The organism is Ferribacterium limneticum, assembly GCF_020510625.1.
Lineage (GTDB): Bacteria > Pseudomonadota > Gammaproteobacteria > Burkholderiales > Rhodocyclaceae > Azonexus > Azonexus limneticus_A.
The window spans coordinates 3,883,863-3,907,042 of record NZ_CP075191.1; the positions used below are offsets into that span (position 1 = coordinate 3,883,863).

The following is a 23,180-nucleotide window of genomic DNA, read 5'->3' on the forward strand; positions in this document are numbered from 1 at the left end:
AGTCTCTCGCGATCGATGTCCGTCAATCCACCTTGAAGCCAGCGACGGAACCCTTCAGTTCGGAAGCCAGTGCGGTCAGTTCGTCAACAGCCTCGGCAGTACGCTGCGTACCGGCCGTCGTCTGTTCGGTGACATGAAGAATGTCCTGCATCAGACGAGCCACCTGACTGGCGGAATCGGCCTGATTCTGCGTCGAACTGGAAATATCCTGAATCAGGTCGGCCAGATCACGCGACACCTGACCAATTTCCGACAGCGCCTGACCGGCTGCATCAGACAGCTTGGCCCCTTCGACCACGCCTCGGGTCGACTGTTCCATAGCCGAAACGGCATCCTGGGTATCGGTCTGAATCGTCTTCACAATCGCCGCAATCTGCTTGGTTGCTTCGGCGGAACGTTCAGCCAGTCGCTGCACCTCCTCGGCAACCACCGTAAAGCCGCGGCCCGCATCACCGGCGGAAGCTGCCTGAATAGCGGCGTTCAGAGCCAGCACGTTGGTCTGTTCGGTAATGTCGGAAATCAGCTCCACGATTTCACCGATCTCCTGCGAACTTTCGCCGAGTCGTTTGATCCGCTTTGAGGTTTCCTGAATCTGGTTACGAATTTCATTCATGCCCTTGATGGAATCCTGCACCGCTTGCGTACCCTTTTCAGCAGCGGTCAGCGATTGCCGGGCAACCTGGGCGGACTGCGTTGCACTGCCCGAAACCTCAGTCATCGAACGCGCCATTTCCAGCGCGGACTGACCGGCCTCCTGAATTTCTGTCGATTGCCGTTCAGCAGCATCAAGCAGCTGTGCCGAGTTCAAGCGGGCGATTTCTGTCGCTGCCGTCACACGATTCGCCGCGTCATTGATCCGGCCGACCAGCACGCGAAGTTCTTCAATGGTGTAGTTAATCGAGTCGGCAATGGCGCCCGTGATGTTCTCGCTCACTGTCGCAGTTACAGTCAAGTCACCATCCGCGAGGTCACCCAGTTCGTTCATCAGACGCAGAATGGCGTCCTGATTGTCACGGTTGGTCTGGTCAGCCGCATGTCGTTGCTCTTCGGCCGCTTCGGCACGACGCTCGGTGTCGGCGAGGTAGGTCTTGGCGAGCAAAGCCAGCGTAGCAATGGCGCCAATCGTCAGCACGATCAACAGCACAATGTACAAGCCACGTTCAGACAATGCACTTTGGTAACCCAGCGCCAGTTCATCCGTCGCTTTCAGCAGATCCTCGCTTTCGCGGAAAATGCGCGACCCGGCCTGCTTGGAAAGAACGAGTGGCTGCATATTGCCGAGAATGCTGGCAATAGCCCCCTGATACTCCTTGAAAGCACCGTCCAGTTCGTCCAGCTTGGCACGGGTATCCGCATCGGCCCCGCCCTTGGTCAAGCCACTGAGAATGTCACGGAAGGCATTGGTGTCCTTGCCGAGCAGGAAGGCCACTTCAGGATTGATTTCATTACCGACCAGCAGTGCGGACGCATTCTTGGCAATCCGCTGCGTCAACATGACCAACTGGTTGGCCGCAGCAATTTCACGCGAAGCCGCACCTGACTGCAATTTCAGTGTCGCAATCTGCTCGGTCAGTTCAAGCATCGTTGAATTGTTGTTATCGATCAGCGCAACGCTCTTGCCCAGTGCAACCAGGTTTTTCTCCTGGCCAATCACGGTTTCCGAATCTTTGTCAGTCGAAACCCAGCGCTCGGCGAGTGTATCCAACTGCGGGCGAACATTACTCGGCGAAGCAGGAACGCTGACAGTACCGATTTCACCACCATTGCTCAGTTGCTCGAGCAGTTTGGCAAAGGTATCCCGCGACTCCTTCAATTGCCCGAAAGCAACGGCGTTACCCTGAAGCGCCAGCGACGAAGCCTTGGCCAGCCGCTGGGAAAGCATGCGCATTTCACCCGATGCCGCGATATAGGCGGTATTGTGAGTCGATTCCCGATTGTCATGAAAGACCAGAGCTGCAATCAGCAACAGCAGGGCGACGAAAATGGCGCCCAGCGTTTTCATCTGTTGAATGACCGGCTGCCCTGCCAGGAAGGCGGGCAACGGCAATCTCGCCGGGGTTGAAGCATCCGCTGAGACGGTCATCGGAGCCCCGCCCTTCCCGGCATCGCCAATTTTCGGAAACTTGAAGCTGAAAGCCATGGAAATCCTCCGCTAGGGTTAGGGGCTAATGCCCTCTTCAAACCCCGATGTTCATGAAATCCTGATCGGCGAGCAATTCGCGAACCGACAGTTTGTGCCAGATTTTTCCGTGCGTATCGGCAAAACGCTGCGCCCCCCAGGCTGGCATGGACGCATCTGCCGCCTCAGGAGTGAAATCTTCGGGATTCTTCAAACCAAGCATTCGCGACACCAGCAGCGCCGCATTGATACCGTAACGCGCGCCAATCAACAGCAAGCGGGCATTGGCATTCTGAACGATCGGCGGACCACCGCGGAACAACGAAAAATCACTGACCGCGTGCAGATTGCCACGGATATTGGATATCCCGACAAACCATGGACGGGTCAGCGGCACCGGCGCCATCTGGGATGCCTGAACGATCTCACCGCCATCTGAAAGATCGACCAGCCAAGCCTCACCACCCGCTTCCACCCCAAGCCAGGATGCCGAACCCTTACCCAGCGCCGCTTGGCTCAAACGGGATGCCAGGTACTCCTGAAAATCGCGAAGACTGGTTTTCCGGGCCATTTGGCTATGGCAGCGCGGCGATACGTTGCAACAGTTCTTCCGGATTCAGGGGCTTGACCAGATAGTCGATTGCCCCCTGACGCAAACCCCAGATCTTGTCGGTCTCTTGCCCCTTGGAGGTGCAGACGATGATGGGGATTCCCTTCGTTTCGTCATCACGGGTCAATGTGCGCGTCGCCTGATAACCATTCAGGCCGGGCATCACGACGTCCATCAGGATCAGATCCGGCTTGGTGGCCTTGGCCTTGGCAATACCTTCTTCGCCAGTTTCAGCGGTGGAAACCTGGTAACCGGCCTTGGTCAGCACATCAACCGTAAAAAAACGTTCGGTTGGGGAATCATCAACAACGAGAATATTCTTGACGGGCATCTTTTCTTCCTGGACTACGAATTGGATTCTGTTTCAGCCGGCAATGCGAAGGCGGCAACCGTCTGCAGCAGGCTATCTTTGGTAAATGGTTTGGTCAGGTACTGATCGGAACCGACCATACGCCCCCGCGCCCGGTCGAACAGGCCATCCTTGGAGGAGAGCATGATCACTGGCGTGGCCTTGAAACGTGGGTTTTTCTTGATCAGGGAACAGGTCTGATAGCCATCCAGACGAGGCATCATGATGTCGCAGAAGATCACGCTGGGCTGGTGATCGGCAATCTTGGCCAGCGCGTCAAACCCGTCTTCAGCCAGAACGACCTGACACCCGGCCTGGACGAGAAAAATCTCGGCGCTACGCCGTATGGTGTTGCTGTCGTCGATGACCATAACCCTGACGCCGCGCAATCTGGATAAATCAGCCAATTTCCCTGCCCCCTCGGCCTCTGTTGAGGCGCTATCGCTATCAGTACATCATACTACGGAACTATTACGGCAAATCAATAGCGGTAACAGTGTCTCGGCATTCCGATGATGGCTTCGGCAACTACAAGATTCGGATAAAATCGATCCCATCTTACCCAATTCCCTTCGCGACCGCCAAGGGCGCGAATATCGATGACTGCCAGCACCGCCACTCCCCCCAGCCCGCCGCTGGTTCTTGTTTTCGCAGCCAGCGACCCGTCCTCCGGCGCTGGCATCCAGGCCGATCTACTGACCCTGGCCAGTCTCGGCTGCCACCCACTGACCGCACTGACCGCCGTTACGGTCCAGGACACGGTCGGCGTGCAAAGCGTGCATCCGCTCAGCGCCGAACTGGTCGAGCAGCAGGCCAGAACCATCCTCGAAGACATGCCGGTCGTCGCCTTCAAGATTGGCGTGCTGGGCAGCGTCGAGAACGTGCTGGCTGTGGCCGAAATTGTTTCCGACTACCCGGAAATCCCGCTGATTCTTGACCCGGTGCTGGCATCCGGACGTGGCGACGATTTGTCGGGCGAAGAGATCATCTCGGCCATCCGCGAAATGCTGCTGCCCCAGACCACGCTACTTACACCGAATGCACCCGAAGCCCGACGCCTAGCCGAAAGCGACGAAGATGACAGCGAACCGTCGATCGACATCTGCGCCCAGCGCCTGATTGAAATGGGCGCGCAGTATGTGCTGATTACCGGAACCCATGAAAACACGGCGCAGGTCATCAATACACTGTATGGCCCGGATGGTGCCATCCGCCGCGATGAGTGGGAACGCCTGCCGGGCAGCTATCACGGGTCCGGATGCACACTGGCCTCGGCCATCGCCGGCTGTATTGCTGGCGGAGCGAGCGTCGAGGATGCCGTGCGCGATGCGCAGGACTACACGTGGCAGACACTGAAAAATGGCTTTCGTGCCGGCATGGGCCAGTTCATCCCGGACCGTTTTTTCTGGGCGCGCAGCACGGATGATGCCGTCGAAGAGAGCACTCCTGAAACACAGCCCGATGCCCATGAATAAACTCCGCGGCCTCTACGCTGTCACACCCGACTGCGCCGACGGTACCCGGCTGCTCGCCAATGTCGAAGCAGCGCTGGCCGGCGGCTGCCGCATCGTGCAATACCGTGACAAACTCAGCCTGATGTCGGAGCAGGTCGCCCGCGCCCAAGCGCTGCGCGACCTGACTCGCCGCTTTGGTGCAATATTGCTGATCAACGACGATCTGGCACTGGCCGCGCTGGCCCACGCCGATGGCGTGCACCTCGGCAAGGATGATGGCAATCTGGCGGCAGCCCGCGCCATTCTCGGCCCGGACAAAATCCTCGGCGCCTCTTGCTACGCCGACTTTGCAGCCGCCGAGACGGCCAGCCAGGCGGGTGCCGACTACATCGCCTTTGGTGCCGTTTATCCATCCCCAACCAAGCCACAGGCGGCAACGGCCACGACCGACCTGTTTATGCAGGCTAAAACCACCCTGATGGCAGCAAGCTGCGCCATCGGCGGCATCACGCTGGATAACGCCCCGCCCCTGATCGCCGCTGGCGCCGACCTGCTCGCCGTCATCACCGACCTGTTCAGCGCGCCCGACATCACGGCGCGCGCTGCCGCCTATCAACGTCTTTTCGAGGAAGCCCAGTCATGACCACTCGCAACCAGCAACTGTTCGAACGCGCCCAGCGCCACATTCCCGGCGGCGTCAATTCGCCGGTCCGCGCCTTCCGCTCGGTCGGCGGCACGCCCTGTTTCTTCCAGAAGGGCGTCGGCCCCAAAGTTCAGGATGCTGACGGCAAGTGGTACACCGACTACGTTGGCTCGTGGGGGCCGATGATCCTCGGCCACGCCCATCCGGACGTCATCGCCGCCGTTCAGGCGGCCGTGGTCGATGGTCTGTCCTTCGGCGCGCCGACCGAGAAGGAAGTCGACATCGCCGACCTGCTGTGCGAACTGGTGCCGTCGATGGACATGGTGCGTCTGGTTTCCTCGGGCACCGAAGCGACGATGAGCGCCATCCGTCTGGCCCGCGGCTACACCGGTCGTGACGTGCTGATCAAGTTTGAAGGCTGCTACCACGGCCATTCCGACGGTCTGCTCGTAAAAGCCGGTTCCGGCCTGCTGACCTTCGGCAATCCTTCGTCAAGCGGCGTCCCGGCCGGCGTGGCCGAAAACACCATGGTGCTGACCTACAACGACCCGCAGGAACTGGCCGACGCCTTCGCCAAACATGGCGACAAGATCGCTGCTGTCATCGTTGAACCGGTCGTTGGCAACATGAACCTGATCGCCCCGACGCCGGAATTCCTCAAAGCCATGCGCGATCTGTGCACGAAAAACGGCTCGGTGCTGATTTTCGACGAAGTCATGACCGGTTTCCGCGTCGCACTGAAAAGCGCGCAGGGCCTGTTCGGCATCACGCCGGACCTGTCCACCTTCGGCAAGGTGGTCGGCGGTGGCATGCCGCTCGGCGCCTTCGGTGGCAAGCGCGAAATCATGGAGCAGATCGCCCCGCTCGGTCCGGTCTATCAGGCCGGCACGCTGTCCGGCAACCCGATCGCCACGGCCGCTGGGCTGGCCACTTTGAAGCTCATTCAGGCGCCCGGCTTTTACGAAAACCTGACCGCCAAGACCAAGGCGCTGTGCGATGGTCTGGTTGCCGCGGCGAAAAAACATGGCGTCGCCTTCAGTGCCCAGAACATCGGCGGCATGTTCGGCCTTTACTTCGCCGAGAAATGCCCCGGCACCTACAACGAAGTCCTGGCCTGCGACAAGGAAGCTTTCAACCGCTTCTTCCACGCCATGCTCGATGCGGGTCACTACTTCGCACCGTCGGCCTTCGAAGCCGGTTTCGTCTCGGCCGCTCACTCCGATGCCGACATCGCGGCAACCATCGCCGCAGCTGACGCCTACTTCGCCACACTGAAGTGAGCTCGGGTTCCGCCTGGCTGATCCTGTTCGTCGCCGGCCTCTGCGAGATCGGCTGGGCGGTCGGGCTCAAATATACCGAGGGTTTCAGTCGCCTGTGGCCCTCGGCCGCGACACTGCTGGCAATGGCCGCCAGCGTCATCCTGCTCGGCTGGTCACTCAAAGTACTGCCACTGGGCACGGCCTATGCCGTATGGACCGGCATCGGTGCAGTCGGCACGGCGATCCTCGGCATGTTCCTGTTCGGCGAATCGAAAGAAGTGGCACGGCTAGTCAGCATCGGGCTCATCGTAGCGGGCATTGCCGGCTTGAAGCTCCTATCGCCTGACTCGCACTGAGTTCCACGGTCACGCGCCCAATGGCTACAGGGCCTTAGTCACTTTGGGTGGGGGAAAATGGAAAACTGAAAGGGGCGGCCGGTGATGGCCCTACATCAGGAACAGCGTCGCCAGTCCGAGGAAAATGAAAAAGCCGCCCGAATCGGTCAGTGCTGTGATCATCACCGAGCCACCAACGGCCGGGTCGGCGCCGAATTTCTGGCGGAGCAGCGGAATGCCGACACCCGCCGAGGCGGCCAGCAGCAGATTCAGGGTCATCGCCGAAGTCATCACGAAGCCGAGTTGAGGGCTGCCATAGAGCCACCAGGCGGCAATACCGAGCAAGCTGCCCCAGATCACACCGTTGATGGAAGCCACACCCAGCTCCTTGCGCAGCAAACGGCGCATGGCATCAGGCTGAACCTGCCCCATGGCGATGGCCCGGACGATCATGGTGATCGTCTGGTTGCCGGAGTTGCCGCCGATACCGGCAACAATCGGCATCAGCGCCGCCAACGCGACCAGCTTCTCGATGGAATCCTCGAAAGCACCGATCACCCGCGAGGCAACGAAGGCGGTGACCAGATTGACCGCCAGCCAGGCCCAACGGTTTTTCACCGAATCCCAGACCGAGGCGAAGATGTCTTCCTCTTCCTTCAGACCGGCCTGCGCCAGTTGCTCGCTGTCTGCTTCTTCACGAATGAAGTCCACCACCGCGTTGACGGTGACGCGACCAACCAGCTTGCCTTCCGGATCGAGCACCGGCGCCGAAACCAGATCGTAACGCTCGAAGGCCTTGGCGGCCTCTTCGGCCAGGTCATCCGGTTCAAATTCGACAAAATCGGTCTGCATCAAGCTGCCGACTTCAACCTCGACTTCGTTGACCAGCAGAATATTCAAGGGCAGCACACCCTTCAGGTGTTCGTCCCGATCAACGACGAACAACTGGTCCGTGTGGTCCGGCAACTCGTCGAAACGACGGAGGTAGCGCAGCACGACTTCCAGCGACACGTCTTCGCGCACGGTGACCATGTCGAAATCCATGATCGAGCCGACCGACTCTTCGGGATAGGACATCGCCGCGCGCAACTGCTCGCGCTCTTCGATCGGCAAACCCCGGAAAACGTCGTCGATAACGCCTTGCGGCAAGTCGGGCGCGAGGTCGGCCAGTTCATCGGCATCGAGCGTTTCGGCGGCAGCGACCAGCTCGGTGCGCTCCATCGAGTCGATCAGCGTTTCCCGAACCGCATCCGAGACTTCGAGCAGGATTTCGCCTTCGAGCTCCGGATTGACCAAGCCCCAGACGATCAAACGTTCGTCGGTAGGCAGCGCTTCGAGCACGTAGGCGATATCCGCCGGGTGCATCGGCTCAAGTTTGGCCTGCAGCTCGTTCAGATGCTGCTTGTGGACAATGTCCTCAACCAGATCGTGGCGCGGGCCTTCCTGCCGGTGCACCAAACCCTCGACCAGCTTGTGCCGGGCGAGCAGGGTCTGTACCTCGGCGAGGCGCTCCTGCAAGTCTTCGGTATCGGTCAGCTGGGCTTCTTCGCTCATGGTGCGGTGCCGCAAAATGGTGGGCCATTTTAGCACCGGGCGAATAACCGGACCCTTACAAAATCACTGCGGAAAACCCGTATTCCGGCGATATTTCACGGAACATCCGCCCCCGGCATTCGGCCAAGAATGATCGCCGTCTTGCGCCCGAGGCCAGGCGCATTGCGATTGCGTTCGTAATAGCGCGGATTCGGCACCATGCCGGCCAGACGTGCCGCCTGCTCCGGTCCGAGCTGGGCTGCACTGGCGTTGTAGTAATGGCGAGCCGCCGCTTCGGCGCCAAATACGCCATTACCCCATTCGATCACATTCAGGTAAACCTCGAAAATCCGCTTTTTGCTCCACAGATTTTCCAGCATCAAGGTAATGATGGCCTCTTCGACCTTGCGAAAATACGACTTGGTCGGTGTCAAAAACAGGTTTTTCGCCAGTTGCTGGCTGATGGTCGAACCGCCGGCGACGAAACGCCCCTTCTTCTGGTTCTTTTCCAGCGCTTTCTGCATACCGTCCCAGTCGAAGCCTTCATGATCGACGAACTTGGCATCTTCGGCCGCGATGATGGCGCGCTTCAGGTGGATGGAAATTCGCTCGTAAGGCACCCATTGCTGCTTCAGCTGTGCCCCTGGGTTCTTCTGGCGCAGCTCGGCCAGGCGGATTTCCATGAAACGGGTTTCGCCAGGATTGACCCAGCCCCACAGCAGTACCCAGCCGAGCAACCACAGCTGCCAGACCAGGAAGATGCCAACCAGTCCAAGCAACACCCACTTCAGCCAGCGGCCGAGGGTTTTCATGCGGTCAGTTTGGCTCGCAGATCGGCCAGCACCACGCCGGTGCTCGGGCGCACACCGCGCCAAACGAAGAAGGCTTCGGCCGCCTGTTCAACCAGCATGCCGAGGCCATCGGCACAGCGTGCCGCGCCCTGCTCGCGGGCCAGCAACAGAAACGGTGTTTCGCCTTTGCCGTACATCATGTCGTAAGCCAGACCACCCGGCGCAAAAATGCCCGGCAGCAAGGGCAGACTGTCGCCGGAAAGGCTGGCAGAAGTAGCGTTGATGACCAGATCAAAGCTTTTACCGGCAGTTTCCGCAAACCCTCCTGCGTCCAACGGAGCCATGTCGGCAAATGCCTGCGCCAGTGCGGTCGCCTTGTCGGCGCTGCGGTTGGCGATAAACAGCGAGGCCGGCTTTTCAGCCAGCAAGGGCGCGATGACCCCGCGTGAAGCGCCACCCGCACCGAGCAGTAGAATGCGCTTGCCGAGCAGCGGAAAACCAAGGTTATTCGTTATGTCACGGAGCAGCCCGGCGCCATCAGTGTTGTCACCAAAGATTTCGGCGCCATCGAAGGCCAGCGTATTGACCGCTCCAGCCCGCGCCGCACGCTCGGACAAACGCGTTGCCAGACGAAAAGCCTCTTCCTTGAACGGCACGGTGACATTCGCCCCCTTGCCGCCAGCCGCAACGAATTCAGAAACTGCCAGCGGGAAGCCATCGACTGCAGCCAGGCGGGCTTCGTAAATCAGGTCTTGTCCGGTTGCTTTGGCAAAGGCCGAATGAATGGCCGGAGACCTGGAATGAGCAATCGGATTGCCGAAGACACAGTAAAGATCGCTCATTTGTTGGCCGTATTCAGGGCATCACCCTGCGTGAAGTACCAGGTCCGGGCGAAAGACAGCACCGTCGCACCGCCCAGCGCCTGCTGCGGAATGGCTCCGAAAGGCGCCGACATCCTGAGGATGCGCAGCGCTGCCTGATCCAGCACCTTGTGGCCGGAAGAGCGCGAAATCTCGGCGTTGTACAGGCTGCCATCCTCGGCCCGCAGTTCAACAAAAATCACCACCGCGCCATAGAGCTTGCCGCGCGCTTCGGCCGGGTAATTCAGCGTGCCGATCCGCTCGATCTTTTGTTTCCAGCCATCAAGATAGGCTGCCAAACCATATTCTTCGGTCCGCGCGCCGACGAACTTCTTGCGCGGCCGCTTGCTGTATTCGTCGGCCGTCTTGGCGATTTCGCCTTCCAGCCGCGCCATCGCCCGGGCCGACTCGGCGAGGTCGAGACCGCTGACACTGGGTACCGGAGACGGCTGCTCGCTGGCTGTTTTCTCGGCAGCGACATTGCGCAGGCTCTTGGCCTGGGTCATCAGCTTCTGCTGGGCGGTTTCCAGCTCCTGAACACGGCGCTGCATCTGCTGGACCGAATCGCCATCGCTCTTCTGATGGGTTGGCGGCAGCGGTGTTTTGGCTCGACGGTTTTCGTCAGTATTGCCACCGCCGTCGAGATTGGCTTGCGCCAGCGCCTGAGCGTCGGACGGCTTGCGCGCCGATTTCGCATTGACCAGGATGATATCCATGGCTTTTTCGCGAAAGGCCTTGGACGTATCCGGAAACTGGAAGTGCAGGGTGAGCAGCAAAGCGTGAAAGGCCAGCGAAAGGCCGAGCGCGATCCACAGACGGCGATCTTGCTTTATCGCCGGCAATACGCGCAGGCTGGCCGCCTTCCTCACACGCCCTCTCCGTCTTCGGCTTCCTCCGCGCTTTCGGCAACATCGCTCTCGCCAAGCAAGCTGACAAAACGGCAAGTCACTTCCGGGGCCAGCAAATCAATGCTCTCGACTGCCAGACGAATGCGCTGCCCCGGCAAGAGGTCAGGCGGAATCGACGGCACGCGCAGCAACAAGGGCAGATGGTCGAGCTTGACGCTTTGCTCACGGCGCACGGTGGCGTCGATTTCGGTCATTTCATGCTGCTGCAGCCAGCGCAAGCACCAGTAACGCTCCATCTGACGCTGGAAATCGGCGTAAGCGGCGTAGGTGATCTCAAAGTCGCGCATCGCGCCGAACAATTCGGCCGACTTCTGGGCAAAAGCAGGGGTTTCACCCTTCAAGCAGGCGATCAGCTGCCATTGATTGACCATATCGCAGTAGCGACGCAGCGGAGAAGTCATCCAGGCATACTGCGGCACGCCAAGGCCTTCGTGCGGCAGCGGCGAGGTCGTCATGCGGACCTTGCCCTGCGTCTGCGCCCGGTACAGGCAGGCGATGTTCTTCTCGGCGAGCAGGCCACCCCAGGTCGAGTTGGCGACAATCATCAACTCGGCGACCAGCTTGTCGAGCGGGCTACCACGCTTGCGTTCGGAAATCCCGACTGTACAGGCATCCGGATCGGCCAGATCGCCGACGATCTCGAAGTTGTAATCGTTGATGCCCTGCATGGCCGAGGGCTTGCCGCGCCGGCCTTCGCAGGCGTTGGCGAAGTGCCAGAGGTGGACCAGTTCGTCCTTGAACGGCTGGTCGGGCAGCGGACCATTAATCGTTTCGGCGTTGAACCACGGCTCGATTTCGTGGTGGCGCAGGTTGGCGGCGATGTGCACCATCTCCAGCCGCGACTCGTGGCTGAGGATTTCCAGCGATTCATTGACGGTCAGATAGAGCGACACGGCCGGGCAATCGACACCGCCGGCCAGCGTGTAGTTTTGCACCACGGCGTCGGGCAACATGGTGATCTTGTTGCCGGGCATGTAGACCGTCGACAAGCGAGCGCGAGCAACGCCGTCGAGCGGCGAGCCGTGTTCGATGGCCAAACCGGGCGCGGCGATGTGGATGCCGATGCGCGAACCGATACCGGGCAGTTTGACGACGGACAACGCGTCGTCGATTTCGGTGGTGTTGGCGTCGTCGATCGAGAAGGCCCGGACATCGGCGCGCGGCAGATCGCGCGGCAACTTCGGTGCATCAAGGGCCGGGAAATTGACGCCCTTGGGAAACTGTTCGTGCAGGAAACGGCGGTAATGCAGGAAGTAGGGCGACTTGATCGCGCCGCACTTGAAGAGCATTTGCGCTGCGGTCAGGCCGGTTTCGGCGCAGGCGGTTTCGAAGGCTTTGGTTTCCGGCTTGTTGCGATCCGGCGCATAGAGCAAGGCATCGGTCATGGCGCCGATTTCCGGCGGCAGGCGAAACTCTCTCAGCTCGACAATCCAGCCTTCCATCGTGAGCGCTTGCTGACGCTTTTTTTCAAGACTGGCCAGAGCAGCTGCGAGAATGTCGGCAGGCGCCTTGCGGAAGCGGCCCTTGCCTTTGCGGTGGAAATAGACGGGCGCGGCGTGCAAGGCAAGCAGCACCGCCGTCGCTTCGATCGGCGCAGGTTCGTGTCCGTAGTAATCACGGGCAAAATCAAGAAACGAAAACTCGCCATCGCTTGCGCACTCCCACAGGAATTCAGCTTCGATTTCTTCGGCCAGCGGCGTGGCCTGGTCAAGCAAGGCAGCCGCGGAGGGCTTTTCAAAGCGCAACAATACCGTTGCGGCCTTGATCTTGCTGCGCTTGCCGGTAGGCATTTCGACCTGCAACGAGCTGTCGTTGTCGGCCATGATGCTGCCGGCCTTAAAGCCGCCATCTTCTTCAAACAATACGTTCATCGACGGATTATAGCCCAGCGTATTCAATGATTTGCGGCACAAAGTCGGGAAACTTCGTGAAGCTGTGGTCGCCGCCCGGCAGGACGGTTTGCCGGCAGCCGGCGTAGAAGGCCTGCGCTTGGCGGTAATCCAGCACTTCGTCTCCCTCCTCGACCAGCAGCCAGTAACGCCCCGGCGTCGGCTTGGCAATCTGCTCGAGCAGCTGGGCGGCGTGTGCTTTGGTGAAGGTAAATTGTTCCCCAGTATGGAAATTGGCGTGATCGCCGACAAACTTTCCCAAATCGAGGCTGGCGCTCACCGCCGGGTTGATCAGCACGGCGTTCACGCCGTGCTTTTCGGCCAGATGGTTGGCGTAATGCCCGCCCAGCGAACTGCCGATCAAGGTGACTGGCCCGCTGGCCTGTTCAATCAGTCGGCTGACACTGGCCACCGCTTCTTCGGGCACCGGCGACAACTGTGGGCAGACGAACTGCGCCGCCAGCCCGCGCCGGGCCATTTCTTCGGCCAGCAGTTGCGATTTCCACGACGCCGGCGAGGAGCAGAAGCCGTGCAGGTAGATGATCAGTGGGCGGTCCATTGCACCCAGCCGAAGTGGGCGGTCATCAGGACGACAATGCCGAAGACGATGCGATACCAAGCGAAGGGCGTGAAATCGTGGCTGGAAATGAAACGCAGCAGCCAGCGCACGCACAAAAAGGCCGAAATGAAGGCGGAAATGAAGCCGACCACCCACATGCCGATATCGTCGGCGCTGAGCAGGGCGCGCTCCTTGTAGAGCTGATAGACGGTGGCTGCGCCCAGCGTCGGGATGGCGAGGAAGAAGGAAAATTCGGTCGCCGCCTTGCGCGACAGTCCGAACAGCAAGCCGCCGATGATCGTTGCGCCGGAACGCGAGGTGCCGGGAATCAGCGCCACGGCTTGGGCGAAGCCCATTTTCAGGGCGTCGAGCAGGGTCATCTCCTCGACCGTCTGGACGCGGATGGTGTGCTCGCGCTTTTCGGCCCAGAGGATGACGAAGGCGCCGAGAATGAAGGTGGTCGCCACGGCAATCGGGTTGAACAGGTTGGCCTTGATCGCCTTGCCGAAAGCCAGCCCGAGAATGGCCAGCGGCAGGAAGGCGACGAACAGGTTGAGGAGGAATTTCTGCGCCGCCTTGTCGCTGAAGGCACCGCGCGCCACGACGAGCAGACGTTGGCGATACTCCCAGACCACGGCCAGAATGGCACCGGACTGGATAACGATCTCGAACAACTTGCCGCGATCGTCGTTGAAATCCAGCAGATCACCGGCCAGAATCAAGTGGCCGGTCGACGAAATCGGCAGGAATTCAGTCAGCCCTTCGACGATGCCGAGAATGAGGGCCTTGAGGAGAAGAATCGGGTCCATGGCGTGCAGCCTGTGCTTTTAGCAAGTTGGGGAGGCCGCATTCTACTATCCTGGATGTGTCAGAACTTCGAGATCAGCCAGCCATTTGAGCGCATGCTCCCGGGATAGCCCGCACATTTCCGGCGAAGCCTGCAGGCCGCCGCAGCAGGCCGGGCGTTCGGGCTGGCCGAATATCCGGCAACGCAGTTCAGCATCGAGATGGCGACATGGCTCGCCAGCCGGCTTGTTCAGCGATGAGATGGAAGGCGCAATGCAGCAGGCGCCACAGCCGGGGCGACAGTCCATGACGGCCCGCTCAGCCCGGCTGCGGCCGTAGCCGTTGGTCGAAGACGAAAGGACGCATCACGGCAAACTCCACCTCGGCAAAGCGCGGGTGCAGCGGATTGATCACGATATTGCGCGCCTCCGGCACCACGGCCGACGGCACAACCAGGCCGAGCGCCCGGCCCGAGCGCAGAAAGGTGGCGCCGAAATCGACCGAAATGGCGCCGGGTGGCGTCGCCGCCCAGCCGGGCAGAGCATCCACCGCCGCCGTCTCGTAGAGCGCCTCGTCATCGGGCAAGCTCAGCGCCACCAGCATCAGGTCGGCCGGCAGGATGTGGCCGGTATGCGCCAGTTTTTCCATGGCGCAGATTTCGGCGCTCAGGCCGGCGTAAATGACCGGCGTTCCTTGCACGTGCCAGCGCCCGCCGTCGGCCAGGCCACCCGCGCCGCTGCGATCAAGGGCGTATCTGGCGCGAGCGATGCGCCAGGCGCGCATCAGGCTGCACCACCGTAGGCGATGGCGTTGAGCACCCGCGACACTTCGCGGCAGCCGATTTCGGTATCGAGCATCGACAAGGGCGTCACGTTGCCCAGCCCGATATTCATCGTTTGCAGCCACTCGCTGGCCAGCAGGGCGTCGCCGAATGTGTCCTCGGCCAGTCGCTCGATGGCACCCAACCGGGTCAGGCGCTCGGTCATCAGCGGGTCGAGCGTTTCATCCTTGGCCAGCTTGCGCTTGGCGGTCGAGGCCGACAGGCCGACCAGCTCATAAACGCGCTCACGCGGCACATGCAGCGCCTCCGCCGCGCCGACCAGATTGCTGGCCGGCGCCCCTTTGCGGATTTCGCTGATCTGCACCTGGGCCGAACTATCCAGGAATTGATCCCGGTAAGCCATCCACGCCCCCGCCGCCACACGCGGCTGCGGCGAAACGACATACGCCGCCTGCAACTGCTCGGCAGCAGCAAGCACTGGCGTGGCACTTGCCCGGCTGGCAACGCCTTTCGGCTTGGCTGACCTCGTTTCACGCACGGCTGATTTTGCCATCACTCACCTCAATTGGCTCATTTGAGCTCAAAGTATAGCCCAAACGAGCCAATTGACTGAAAAATATCAGCGGCGGCCGTTTTCGCTGGCCACCGAAAAACAGTGCCCCCCGAAACTTGGCGGCAAAGGCAGGTCCTACGATCAACCAGAAAAAGCAATCACCATCGAAACGCCTACTCGTGGCGCAGCGCCTCGATCGGATCGAGTTGCGCCGCCCGGCGCGCCGGCACGTAGCCGAAAAGCACACCGATCGCCGCCGAGAAACCGAAAGCAGTCAGGTTGATCGCCGGGTTGAACAGGAAAGGCATGTGCATCAGCGACGATAGCCCAAGGCAGGCAACGAACGCCAGCGCCACGCCGACCAGCCCGCCAAAGGCCGAGAGCACGACGGCTTCGATCAGGAATTGCAGCAGCACCTCGTTTTCCAGCGCGCCGATGGCCAGCCGGATGCCGATTTCCCGCGTTCGCTCGGTGACCGAAACGAGCATAATGTTCATGATGCCAATGCCGCCGACGAGCAGGCTGACCGCCGCCACCGCACCGAGCAGCGCGGTCATCGTGCCGATGGTGCCGGACAGCGTTTCAGCGATCTGCTTGGTGTCCATTACATTGAAATTGTCATCGACGTTGTCGGCCAGCTTGCGCCGCTCGCGCATCAGGCTGCGCAATTGCGCCATGGCCAGCGTCGAGTCGGTTGCATCGTTCAGCGAAACCATGATGCTGCCGACATCGAGACTGCCGGTCAGCCGACGCTGGGCGGTGCGCAGCGGCATCAGCACCGTGTCGTCCTGATCCTGCCCCATGCCGCCCTGCCCTTTGGCGGCCAGCAGGCCGATGATTTCGCAGTCGAAGGTTTTGACGCGAACGCTGCTGCCGAGCGGGTTCTGCGTGCCGAACAGCTCCTTTTTGACGGTGTTGCCGATAATGCACACCGCCTTGCCGGCCCGTTCCTCATCCTCGCTGAACTGCCGGCCGCCGGCCAGTTTCCAGTTGCCGGCGATGAAATAGGCGTTGCTCGTGCCGCTCACCGTCGATGACCAGTTCTGCGTCCCGGCGACCAGCGTCACCGCGCTGCCGACCACCGGCGCCACTGCCTTCAGGCCATTGACCTGCTGCTGGATGGCCTCGATGTCGGCGACCTTGAATTTTGGCGCCCCGGCACTGTCGCGCCCCGGGCCGAGACGCTGGCCGGGCATGACCATCAGCAGGTTGCTGCCGAGGCTGGCGATCTGGTCGGCCACCATGCGCGTCGCGCCGTTGCCGAGGGTGACCATGGTGATCACCGCCGCAACGCCGATGACGATGCCGAGCACGGTCAGGAAGGAGCGCAGCAGATTGCGGCGAATCTCGCGCAGGGCCAGCAGCAGGGCGTTCAGGAGCATGCGGCCTCCGCATGCGGGGCATCGCTGGCAACCAGGCCGTCGACGAAACGCACGATGCGCCGAGCGTACCGCGCCATCTCCGGCTCGTGGGTGACCATGATCACGGTGATGCCCTGCTCACGGTTCAGGCGGCCGAGCAGCTCCATGATTTCGTGGCTGCGCTGGCTGTCGAGGTTGCCGGTCGGCTCGTCGGCAAGCAGCACCAGCGGGTTGGTGACGATGGCCCGGGCGATGGCGACGCGCTGCTGCTGGCCGCCGGAAAGCTCGGCCGGGGTGTGATGCTCCCAACCGGCCAGCCCGACCTTGTCGAGCGCCGCCCGCGCTGCCGCGTGGCGGGCTGCCGCCGGTTCGCCGCGATAGAGCAGCGGCAGTTCGACGTTCTCCTGTGCCGAGGTTCGCGCCAGCAAATTGAAGCCCTGGAAAACGAAGCCGAGACATTGCCGACGCAGCAAGGCCCGCTGGTTGCGGTCGAGTTGCTCAACGTTGATGCCCTGAAAGCGGAATTCGCCCGAGGTCGGCGTATCGAGGCAGCCGACCAGGTTCATCGCCGTCGACTTGCCGGAACCGCTCGGCCCCATCACGGCCACGAATTCACCAGCCGCTATGCACAGATCGACACCGCGCAGCGCCTGAAATGCGGCCTGCCCCTGCCCGTAGGTCTTGGTAATGGCACGCAGTTCGATCAAGGGCGCGCTCACGCCGGCCTCGCCGACAGGTCAAATCCGGCCGTTTCATCGCATTGCCCCAAGGGGCTGCGCTTGGCTCGATCGTCGCGGAAAATCACTTCTTCGCCGCCTGATAGTCGGTAATCACCGCCGCACCGGCCGGCAAGTCACCATCCAGCACCTCGGTATGGCGGCCGTTGCTGACGCCGGTTTTCAGGGCCGCCGCCTGCGGCTGGCCATCGACCAGCACCCAGACCTGCGCTTCACCGCTGCCCTTGGCCGCGACCGGACGCTTCTTGGGCGCCTCCGGCGGCGGCCCGGGCAGCAGGCGCGAGACCAAGCTGCGCTCCTTCACCCCCGCCGCCAAACCCGGTGGCGTAAAGCGCAAGGCCGCATTGGGCACCAGCAACACCTTGTCGCGGCTGGCCGTCACGATGCTGGCCGTCGCCGTCATGCCAGGCCGCAGCGCGAGATCGTCGTTATTGACCCGCAGGATGGTCTTGTAGGTGACCACGTTATCCGTCGTCGTCGAGCCCAGCCCGACGCGCTGAATGCTCGCCGGAAACTGGCGCCCCGGCCAGGCCGAGACGGTGAAACTCGCCGTCTGGCCGACCTTGACGTTGCCGACATCGGCCTCGTCGACCTTGACCTGCAACTCCATCTTGGCCAGATCCTCGGCCAGCACGAAAAGTACTGGCGTCGTCATCTGCGCCGCCACGGTCTGGCCCGGTTCCACCTTGCGGGTCAGCACGACGCCATCGACCGGCGAACGGATGGTCGCCTTGCCGAGATTGGTTTCGTCCGTTTTCAGCGTCGCCCGCGCCTGCACCACATCGGCCCGGGCGCTGGCGAGACTGGCGATGGCCCGCTGTCGTGCCGCATCGGCCGTCTCCAGTTCGGTCTTGGCCGGCACTTTGCCGCCGGAAAGCTCGGCGACTTGGCGCATACGATTCAGCGAGGCGGTCGTTTCGGCCACCGTCGCCTGTGCCAGCGCTACCGAAGCCTCCGCCGCCGCCACGGCAGCCTGCGATTTGGCCACGGCGTCCTTCAACTTGGCGGTATCGAGTTGGGCCAGCAACTGGCCTTTCTTGACCACATCGTTTTCCTGCACCAGCACGCTGGACAGCGTGCCGGAAAGTTCGGAGCCTACATCGACCGACTTGGTCGGCTGCAGCGTGCCGCTGGCCGAGGCGGTGACCAGCAGATTGCCGACGGCCGCCTCCTCGGTCTGGTATTGCCCGGCCGGCTGACCGTTGCCGCCGGACAAGGCCACCAGCAGCACAACCATGATGGCAAGGCCACCACCGATCAGCCACCACCGCCGCCTACCGGCGCCCTGGCTGGCGTTCTTGCTGAGCAGCGCGACGAGCGCCGCCGACGAGGTATCGCTACTTTGCGTCATGTTCGATCACTTTCATTGTCCGCCTGCCAGCCGCCGCCGAGCGCCTTGTAGAGCTGGATCAGCGAGGTCAGCACGGCCGACCGGGCGGTGGCCAGCGAGTCTTCGGCCATCAATTGGGTGCGCTGGGTTTCCAGCACTTTCTGGAAATCAGCGAGGCCGGCTTCGACCATCTGCCGGCTCAACGTCGCCGCGTTGCGCGCCGAAACGGCCGCCGCTTCACGGGCGATCACCCGGTCACGGGCCTGCGCGTGGGCGGTCAGTGCGTTTTCGACTTCTTCCAGCGCGGTCAGGACGGCATTTTCGTAGGCCACCAGCGCTGCCTCCTGCACCGCCGTCTGCAAATCGACGGCGCTGCGCGGCTTGCCACCATCGAATAGCGTCGCGGCCAGCGTGCCGCTGACGGCACGAGCGAGGCTGCCGCTGCCGCCCAGCCCGCCGAGGCTGTATGCCTGCCAACCAAAGGAACCGCCGAGTGACAGGCTGGGAAAGCGCGCCGCCTGCCGCTGCCCGATACGTGCCGTTTCCGCTGCCAGCGTGCGTTCGGCGACGATCAGATCAGGCCGCTGACGCAACACGTCGGCCGGGATGCCAGTCGCCACCGTCGGCGGCACCGCCGGACTGGCTGGCGCGGCGAGCAGTTTTTCATGCAGGGCGCCGGGGGGCTGGCCGAGCAAGGTGCTCAGCCGGTTTTCCGCCGCCGCCAGCCCGACCTCCAGATCGGGCATGCTCGCCCGCGTCTGCTCGCGGCTGGTCCACGCCTGCTCGACATCGGCGGCACTGGCCAGACCGGCCTGCTGGCGCCATTCGGTGATCTGCGCCGTTTCGCTCTGGCTGGCCAGATTGGCCCAGGCAATCGCCAGCCGCGACTGGTAGGCGCGCCACTCAACGTAGTTCTGCGCCACCTCGGCGACCAGCGAAACCCGCACATTTTCCAGACTGGCAGCACTGGCGGCCAGATCGGCCTCGGCCGCCTCGACCGCCCGGCGAGTGCCGCCAAACAGGTCAAGCTCCCAACTGGCATCGAAACCGGCGTCGTACAGCGTGCGCGTCGGCTGGGCACTGATCGCAGCGGCGCTCTTGCTCCGGCTGGCCCCGGTCGACGCCGACACTTGCGGAAAATAGCCGCTCACCGCCTGCGCCCGGCTGGCCCGCGCCTGCCGCAAACGCGCCTGCGCCGCCTTGAGATCGAGACTGCCGCTTTGCGCCGTCGCGATCAGATCATCGAGCGCCGGATCGCCCAGTTGTCGCCACCAGTCGCTTTGCGATTTTGAGCTGATGTTCAAATTGTCGGCGGCGGCCCCTGCATCGGCCACTCCCGGCTTTGCCGCCAGCCATCGACCCGGCATGGCCCACGCCGGTACCTGATAGTCCGGCCCGACCGATGGCAGGCTGGAACAAGCACTCAGCGAGCCGAGCGCCAGCACGACCAGCCATGACAGACGGCAAATTGGCCCTAATAAAAACCGAGAAAATTTCATCCGGATATTTTCGCTGCCCGTGATATTCACAGGTGTTAAACGATGTAAAAGAACCCGCCGCAACCACAAATTGCGCCGCGGCGGGTAAGGGGGTTCGCTCGTTTGGCCGACGCCCTCAGGCAGCGGCCGGAAACTTGATCAGCGGCCGGGCGGCTGGCGGGGCTCGCCACCATGATCGCCACGCTCGCCGCGCCGCGGGCCATCGCCACGCCCCGCCATCGGCGGCTCGTCGAAAGCCTTCCGCTCGGCCACCTGCTTGCGCTGTTCCGGCGTCAACACTTCATAAACCAGACGCTCAGACTTGGCCCGGGCCAGCGACATTTCAGCCATCGCCCTGGCCGCACTATCAGCCAGCACCTGGGCCTTCGACTCGCTGTAATCCGGAGAGATGACCAATTGACGCAAGGCCGCTTCAGCATTGCGCGCTGCCTTGGCCTTATCGCGCATCACCGGTGCCTGCCCGTGCATGACCTCGAAAACCTTGTCGCGCTGCGCCTCACTGAGGCTCACGGAGCGCAAATAGGGCGGCATCTTCCCGCCCTCCATGGCCGGTCCGCCACCACAGGCCGCAGCGCGCTGACTCACGGCCAACGCAAGCAGCGGCACGCACAGGGAAATGCCCGCCGCTATCAAAAATCGCTGCCAACTCAACTTGGGAAAACTCATCACTCGTCCTTTCGCTTCAGCACTCGGGCGCGGCCCGACGACAGGACGAATACTCCTCCGCAACGCAGTTAAGGCCGGTTAACGGGCTGTAAATGAAAGTAAATGGCGAGGAAAGTTGTTACATCACACGGCTTGGGGCAAGCATTAGCCCAAGTATTCCTGTAACCCGCAAGAACGTAGATACTCAAAAGTTTGGTCATAAAACTCTGGCAAACGTGTCCGATCCGCTGCATCACCCCGTGGTATGAAGATCGCCATGCCTTGCCGTGCGCGGGTAAGCACGACCCGATACGCATTCTTCAAATACATTTGCCGCTCTGCAGCACTCATGCGCATCCAGGCTGTACCGCGAAAACCGAAATGTCGCCACTCGTTCTTCACATAGCGAAAATCCGCATCCCAGCAAACAAGCGCCCAATCCAGCTCGAGTCCTTGCACATCGAACTCGGTAGCAACCTCCTCCAGGTAGAAGGATGAACGTACATCGACGCGTTCATTCAAAAACCATGCGGGCGCATCAATTTTTGCCTTAACCCAGACACTTTCCGGTCGGAGTCGATAGCCGCCAGAAGAAGCAAGCAAACCATATCGCTCACTCCCCCGTGCCTTACATCGCACCCAATCCCGGGCCAGGTCGAGATCGCGCACCAAAACGATCGGATACCGCTCAGCAATCGCCGCATGGGCGGCCCGCGCTTGCTCACACCGGTTTTCAACAACATGCCCGATCATTTCGGAAAGTGCCTCCGCGCGAAATGATCGGAGCGAAACGGCCAGATGGAGCGCTTCATCTCTGCGAACACGACTCTCGTTAAGCACTTGTCCAGCAGCCTCTCCCCAAAGGTAGTCCGGACTCTCGACGCGCGGCGAGACATGCACCAGCCAATTCGGAAACTGTTCCTTCAGGACAATCAGCCACTCGCTTAGCCCCGCCTCGCCGGTATTGATTTCCTGCCCACCGCCGACCAAACACACGATGACGCACCAATCTTCATGGCGATCCATCACGCTGATCAGGAATGCCGGCTCGGACATGTCGAAATTCAAATGTCCGCGCTTTTGCTGCATGAATTTGCTGGCCTGCTCGCGACTCCAGGCTCGCTGGGCTTCGTCAAAAACAACAACGTGCTCGACAGGCGGAGCGCTTCCCCTCAACGCATCGTCGCGAAAATGATGAATATTCTGAACAAAGCTCGCCACCTTACGATGCGCATCCTTCTTTGAGATTCCCTCACGTGCCGCCTGATCCCGAGCAAGGGCCTCGCGCAGGACATCAACCAAGGGGCCATTGCCAGACAAAAATACGGCATGCTCGTCGGCGTGCTCATCTGCCCGGGCTGTCGCGATATTCAGCCCGGCCAGCGTTTTGCCGGCCCCCGGAACGCCTGTCACGAAACAGATTGCCTTCCGTCGAGTCAACTTGGCGTCTTCGATGATGGCTGCTATGCAGTCCGATGTCCGACCAAGGTTCTGCGCACTGGCATCCGAACGAGCGATCTCCTGCACGTCGTGGTTTCGGTAAAGTGCCAAGGCTGCCTCAATGATGGTCGGCGTTGGCTGATAGCCTGAAACAGCCCATGCCCAAGGATTTATCGGGATTACTTCTGCCTGCTCAAGCACACCTTGATGAACGAGAGGCAACAAATTGGCGGTGCTCACGCCAATCGGCACGGCAACACTATCGTCAGCCCATTCAAGCGACGGCAGCTCATGAGACTTGACGTTGGTACACACCAAAACAGGGACAATAGGCTGCTGGTGGCTGCCCAAATGAAAATTCTTCAGGTCGAGCGCATAGTCATGCACCTGTTCGATGCCTGAGCGCTCAAAGTGGTGGGCCCCGATCTTGAACTCAATAACAAAAATCACGCCGCCGACAATAAGAACAACGTCTGCTCGCTTGCCCATTCGCGGAATAGCAAACTCGAAAAAGATCTGCCCTTCCAGATCAGCAGGCAGGACCTCTTTCAAGATGCAGATCTGTGCCTGCCAAGCGTGCTTTTGCTGATGTTCAAGACTGAACCCGTGGCGGCGGGTCAGCGCGCCAAGAATCTCGTCATCATTGGCAAGCAGGAATTCCGCGACGCTCGCGTTGAAATAGGAGGCATCAGTCATGATTCCAGGATCATACGGAAGCCCCTGAGCGCACGAAAGAAAA

24 protein-coding genes are annotated in these 23,180 nt (G+C 61.4%); 4 read left to right on the forward strand and 20 right to left on the reverse strand.

Annotated features, from left to right (window positions below; translation table 11 throughout):
* Positions 1-22: 22 nt before the first annotated feature.
* The 4 genes from KI617_RS18615 to KI617_RS18630 are packed head-to-tail and all read right to left on the reverse strand — an operon-like array spanning position 23 to position 3,449.
* A complete protein-coding gene (locus KI617_RS18615; protein WP_226448868.1) occupies positions 23-2,140 on the reverse strand; it encodes a methyl-accepting chemotaxis protein in 2,118 nt (705 codons plus the stop codon).
* A gap of 37 nt (positions 2,141-2,177) precedes the next feature.
* Positions 2,178-2,690: a chemotaxis protein CheW gene (locus tag KI617_RS18620; protein ID WP_226448870.1), complete on the reverse strand. Its 513-nt coding sequence runs from the start codon at positions 2,688-2,690 to the stop codon at positions 2,178-2,180.
* 4 nt (positions 2,691-2,694) lie between these two features.
* The gene (locus tag KI617_RS18625) at positions 2,695-3,060 is read right to left on the reverse strand and encodes a response regulator transcription factor (RefSeq protein WP_226448872.1); all 366 of its coding nucleotides are present in this window, start codon (positions 3,058-3,060) and stop codon (positions 2,695-2,697) included.
* 14 nt (positions 3,061-3,074) lie between these two features.
* Entirely contained in the window at positions 3,075-3,449 is a 375-nt protein-coding gene (locus KI617_RS18630; protein ID WP_226451914.1) for a response regulator, read from the reverse strand.
* Positions 3,450-3,677: 228 nt separating this feature from the next.
* Between KI617_RS18630 and thiD the strand changes: the two genes are divergently transcribed.
* The 4 genes from thiD to sugE are packed head-to-tail and all read left to right on the forward strand — an operon-like array spanning position 3,678 to position 6,790.
* Positions 3,678-4,553, forward strand: coding sequence for a bifunctional hydroxymethylpyrimidine kinase/phosphomethylpyrimidine kinase (gene thiD, locus KI617_RS18635; protein ID WP_226448874.1), 876 nt, complete (start codon positions 3,678-3,680; stop codon positions 4,551-4,553).
* Complete coding sequence (gene thiE / locus KI617_RS18640) at positions 4,540-5,175, forward strand: thiamine phosphate synthase (protein ID WP_226448876.1); 636 nt, start codon at positions 4,540-4,542, stop codon at positions 5,173-5,175. Before thiD ends, thiE begins: the two co-directional genes overlap by 14 nt.
* Positions 5,172-6,455 (forward strand): glutamate-1-semialdehyde 2,1-aminomutase, encoded by a 1,284-nt coding sequence (gene hemL, locus KI617_RS18645; protein WP_226448878.1) that lies wholly within the window; start codon positions 5,172-5,174, stop codon positions 6,453-6,455. The genes thiE and hemL overlap by 4 nt, the downstream gene beginning before the upstream one ends.
* Complete coding sequence (gene sugE, locus KI617_RS18650; protein WP_226448880.1) at positions 6,452-6,790, forward strand: quaternary ammonium compound efflux SMR transporter SugE; 339 nt, start codon at positions 6,452-6,454, stop codon at positions 6,788-6,790. Before hemL ends, sugE begins: the two co-directional genes overlap by 4 nt.
* Positions 6,791-6,880: 90 nt before the next feature.
* Here sugE and mgtE read toward each other — a convergent pair whose 3' ends face one another.
* The 16 genes from mgtE to KI617_RS18730 all read right to left on the reverse strand — a co-directional run bounded on the left by mgtE (position 6,881) and on the right by KI617_RS18730 (position 23,137).
* Complete coding sequence (mgtE, locus tag KI617_RS18655) at positions 6,881-8,323, reverse strand: magnesium transporter (protein WP_226448882.1); 1,443 nt, start codon at positions 8,321-8,323, stop codon at positions 6,881-6,883.
* Between the two features lie 95 nt (positions 8,324-8,418).
* Positions 8,419-9,114 carry a monofunctional biosynthetic peptidoglycan transglycosylase gene (mtgA, locus tag KI617_RS18660; protein WP_226448884.1) on the reverse strand — a complete coding sequence of 232 codons (696 nt, stop codon included), beginning with the start codon at positions 9,112-9,114 and terminating at the stop codon, positions 8,419-8,421.
* Positions 9,111-9,935, reverse strand: coding sequence for a shikimate dehydrogenase (aroE, locus tag KI617_RS18665; protein WP_226448885.1), 825 nt, complete (start codon positions 9,933-9,935; stop codon positions 9,111-9,113). Before aroE ends, mtgA begins: the two co-directional genes overlap by 4 nt.
* Positions 9,932-10,822, reverse strand: coding sequence for an energy transducer TonB (locus KI617_RS18670; protein ID WP_226448887.1), 891 nt, complete (start codon positions 10,820-10,822; stop codon positions 9,932-9,934). The genes aroE and KI617_RS18670 overlap by 4 nt, the downstream gene beginning before the upstream one ends.
* Positions 10,819-12,732, reverse strand: a complete 1,914-nt coding sequence (locus KI617_RS18675) for a ribonuclease catalytic domain-containing protein (protein WP_226448889.1) — start codon at positions 12,730-12,732, stop codon at positions 10,819-10,821. Before KI617_RS18675 ends, KI617_RS18670 begins: the two co-directional genes overlap by 4 nt.
* A gap of 7 nt (positions 12,733-12,739) precedes the next feature.
* Positions 12,740-13,309 carry a YqiA/YcfP family alpha/beta fold hydrolase gene (locus tag KI617_RS18680; protein WP_226448891.1) on the reverse strand — a complete coding sequence of 190 codons (570 nt, stop codon included), beginning with the start codon at positions 13,307-13,309 and terminating at the stop codon, positions 12,740-12,742.
* Complete coding sequence (locus KI617_RS18685) at positions 13,294-14,118, reverse strand: undecaprenyl-diphosphate phosphatase (protein ID WP_226448893.1); 825 nt, start codon at positions 14,116-14,118, stop codon at positions 13,294-13,296. The genes KI617_RS18680 and KI617_RS18685 overlap by 16 nt, the downstream gene beginning before the upstream one ends.
* Before the next feature lie 45 nt (positions 14,119-14,163).
* The gene (locus tag KI617_RS18690) at positions 14,164-14,403 is read right to left on the reverse strand and encodes a YkgJ family cysteine cluster protein (RefSeq protein WP_226448895.1); all 240 of its coding nucleotides are present in this window, start codon (positions 14,401-14,403) and stop codon (positions 14,164-14,166) included.
* 10 nt (positions 14,404-14,413) lie between these two features.
* Positions 14,414-14,878, reverse strand: coding sequence for an RES family NAD+ phosphorylase (locus KI617_RS18695; protein WP_226448896.1), 465 nt, complete (start codon positions 14,876-14,878; stop codon positions 14,414-14,416).
* Complete coding sequence (locus tag KI617_RS18700; protein WP_226448898.1) at positions 14,878-15,429, reverse strand: antitoxin Xre/MbcA/ParS toxin-binding domain-containing protein; 552 nt, start codon at positions 15,427-15,429, stop codon at positions 14,878-14,880. Before KI617_RS18700 ends, KI617_RS18695 begins: the two co-directional genes overlap by 1 nt.
* 173 nt (positions 15,430-15,602) lie before the next feature.
* On the reverse strand, positions 15,603-16,811 hold the full coding sequence (locus KI617_RS18705) for an ABC transporter permease (protein ID WP_226448900.1): 1,209 nt from the start codon (positions 16,809-16,811) through the stop codon (positions 15,603-15,605).
* A complete protein-coding gene (locus KI617_RS18710) occupies positions 16,802-17,509 on the reverse strand; it encodes an ABC transporter ATP-binding protein (RefSeq protein WP_226448902.1) in 708 nt (235 codons plus the stop codon). Before KI617_RS18710 ends, KI617_RS18705 begins: the two co-directional genes overlap by 10 nt.
* 82 nt (positions 17,510-17,591) lie before the next feature.
* Positions 17,592-18,878, reverse strand: coding sequence for an efflux RND transporter periplasmic adaptor subunit (locus KI617_RS18715; RefSeq protein ID WP_226448904.1), 1,287 nt, complete (start codon positions 18,876-18,878; stop codon positions 17,592-17,594).
* Positions 18,875-20,356 carry an efflux transporter outer membrane subunit gene (locus KI617_RS18720; protein WP_226448906.1) on the reverse strand — a complete coding sequence of 494 codons (1,482 nt, stop codon included), beginning with the start codon at positions 20,354-20,356 and terminating at the stop codon, positions 18,875-18,877. The genes KI617_RS18715 and KI617_RS18720 overlap by 4 nt, the downstream gene beginning before the upstream one ends.
* 138 nt (positions 20,357-20,494) lie before the next feature.
* Complete coding sequence (locus tag KI617_RS18725) at positions 20,495-21,022, reverse strand: Spy/CpxP family protein refolding chaperone (RefSeq protein ID WP_226448908.1); 528 nt, start codon at positions 21,020-21,022, stop codon at positions 20,495-20,497.
* 144 nt (positions 21,023-21,166) lie between these two features.
* Complete coding sequence (locus tag KI617_RS18730) at positions 21,167-23,137, reverse strand: DUF2075 domain-containing protein (protein WP_226448909.1); 1,971 nt, start codon at positions 23,135-23,137, stop codon at positions 21,167-21,169.
* Positions 23,138-23,180: the final 43 nt, after the last annotated feature.

What these genes read in the sequence shown, in the direction of transcription:
- KI617_RS18705 (WP_226448900.1), bottom strand. Translation starts at nt 16,811, where the DNA reads ATGCTCCTGAACGCCCTGCTGCTGGCCCTGCGCGAGATTCGCCGCAAT.
- KI617_RS18690 (WP_226448895.1), bottom strand. Translation starts at nt 14,403, where the DNA reads ATGGACTGTCGCCCCGGCTGTGGCGCCTGCTGCATTGCGCCTTCCATC.
- thiE (WP_226448876.1), top strand. Translation starts at nt 4,540, where the DNA reads ATGCCCATGAATAAACTCCGCGGCCTCTACGCTGTCACACCCGACTGC.
- mgtE (WP_226448882.1), bottom strand. Translation starts at nt 8,323, where the DNA reads ATGAGCGAAGAAGCCCAGCTGACCGATACCGAAGACTTGCAGGAGCGC.
- KI617_RS18715 (WP_226448904.1), bottom strand. Translation starts at nt 18,878, where the DNA reads ATGACGCAAAGTAGCGATACCTCGTCGGCGGCGCTCGTCGCGCTGCTC.
- thiD (WP_226448874.1), top strand. Translation starts at nt 3,678, where the DNA reads ATGACTGCCAGCACCGCCACTCCCCCCAGCCCGCCGCTGGTTCTTGTT.
- KI617_RS18725 (WP_226448908.1), bottom strand. Translation starts at nt 21,022, where the DNA reads ATGAGTTTTCCCAAGTTGAGTTGGCAGCGATTTTTGATAGCGGCGGGC.
- KI617_RS18620 (WP_226448870.1), bottom strand. Translation starts at nt 2,690, where the DNA reads ATGGCCCGGAAAACCAGTCTTCGCGATTTTCAGGAGTACCTGGCATCC.
- KI617_RS18695 (WP_226448896.1), bottom strand. Translation starts at nt 14,878, where the DNA reads ATGCGCGCCTGGCGCATCGCTCGCGCCAGATACGCCCTTGATCGCAGC.
- mtgA (WP_226448884.1), bottom strand. Translation starts at nt 9,114, where the DNA reads ATGAAAACCCTCGGCCGCTGGCTGAAGTGGGTGTTGCTTGGACTGGTT.
- KI617_RS18730 (WP_226448909.1), bottom strand. Translation starts at nt 23,137, where the DNA reads ATGACTGATGCCTCCTATTTCAACGCGAGCGTCGCGGAATTCCTGCTT.
- KI617_RS18680 (WP_226448891.1), bottom strand. Translation starts at nt 13,309, where the DNA reads ATGGACCGCCCACTGATCATCTACCTGCACGGCTTCTGCTCCTCGCCG.
- KI617_RS18615 (WP_226448868.1), bottom strand. Translation starts at nt 2,140, where the DNA reads ATGGCTTTCAGCTTCAAGTTTCCGAAAATTGGCGATGCCGGGAAGGGC.
- KI617_RS18625 (WP_226448872.1), bottom strand. Translation starts at nt 3,060, where the DNA reads ATGCCCGTCAAGAATATTCTCGTTGTTGATGATTCCCCAACCGAACGT.
- hemL (WP_226448878.1), top strand. Translation starts at nt 5,172, where the DNA reads ATGACCACTCGCAACCAGCAACTGTTCGAACGCGCCCAGCGCCACATT.
- KI617_RS18630 (WP_226451914.1), bottom strand. Translation starts at nt 3,449, where the DNA reads ATGGTCATCGACGACAGCAACACCATACGGCGTAGCGCCGAGATTTTT.
- KI617_RS18720 (WP_226448906.1), bottom strand. Translation starts at nt 20,356, where the DNA reads ATGAAATTTTCTCGGTTTTTATTAGGGCCAATTTGCCGTCTGTCATGG.
- KI617_RS18675 (WP_226448889.1), bottom strand. Translation starts at nt 12,732, where the DNA reads ATGAACGTATTGTTTGAAGAAGATGGCGGCTTTAAGGCCGGCAGCATC.
- aroE (WP_226448885.1), bottom strand. Translation starts at nt 9,935, where the DNA reads ATGAGCGATCTTTACTGTGTCTTCGGCAATCCGATTGCTCATTCCAGG.
- KI617_RS18685 (WP_226448893.1), bottom strand. Translation starts at nt 14,118, where the DNA reads ATGGACCCGATTCTTCTCCTCAAGGCCCTCATTCTCGGCATCGTCGAA.
- KI617_RS18700 (WP_226448898.1), bottom strand. Translation starts at nt 15,429, where the DNA reads ATGGCAAAATCAGCCGTGCGTGAAACGAGGTCAGCCAAGCCGAAAGGC.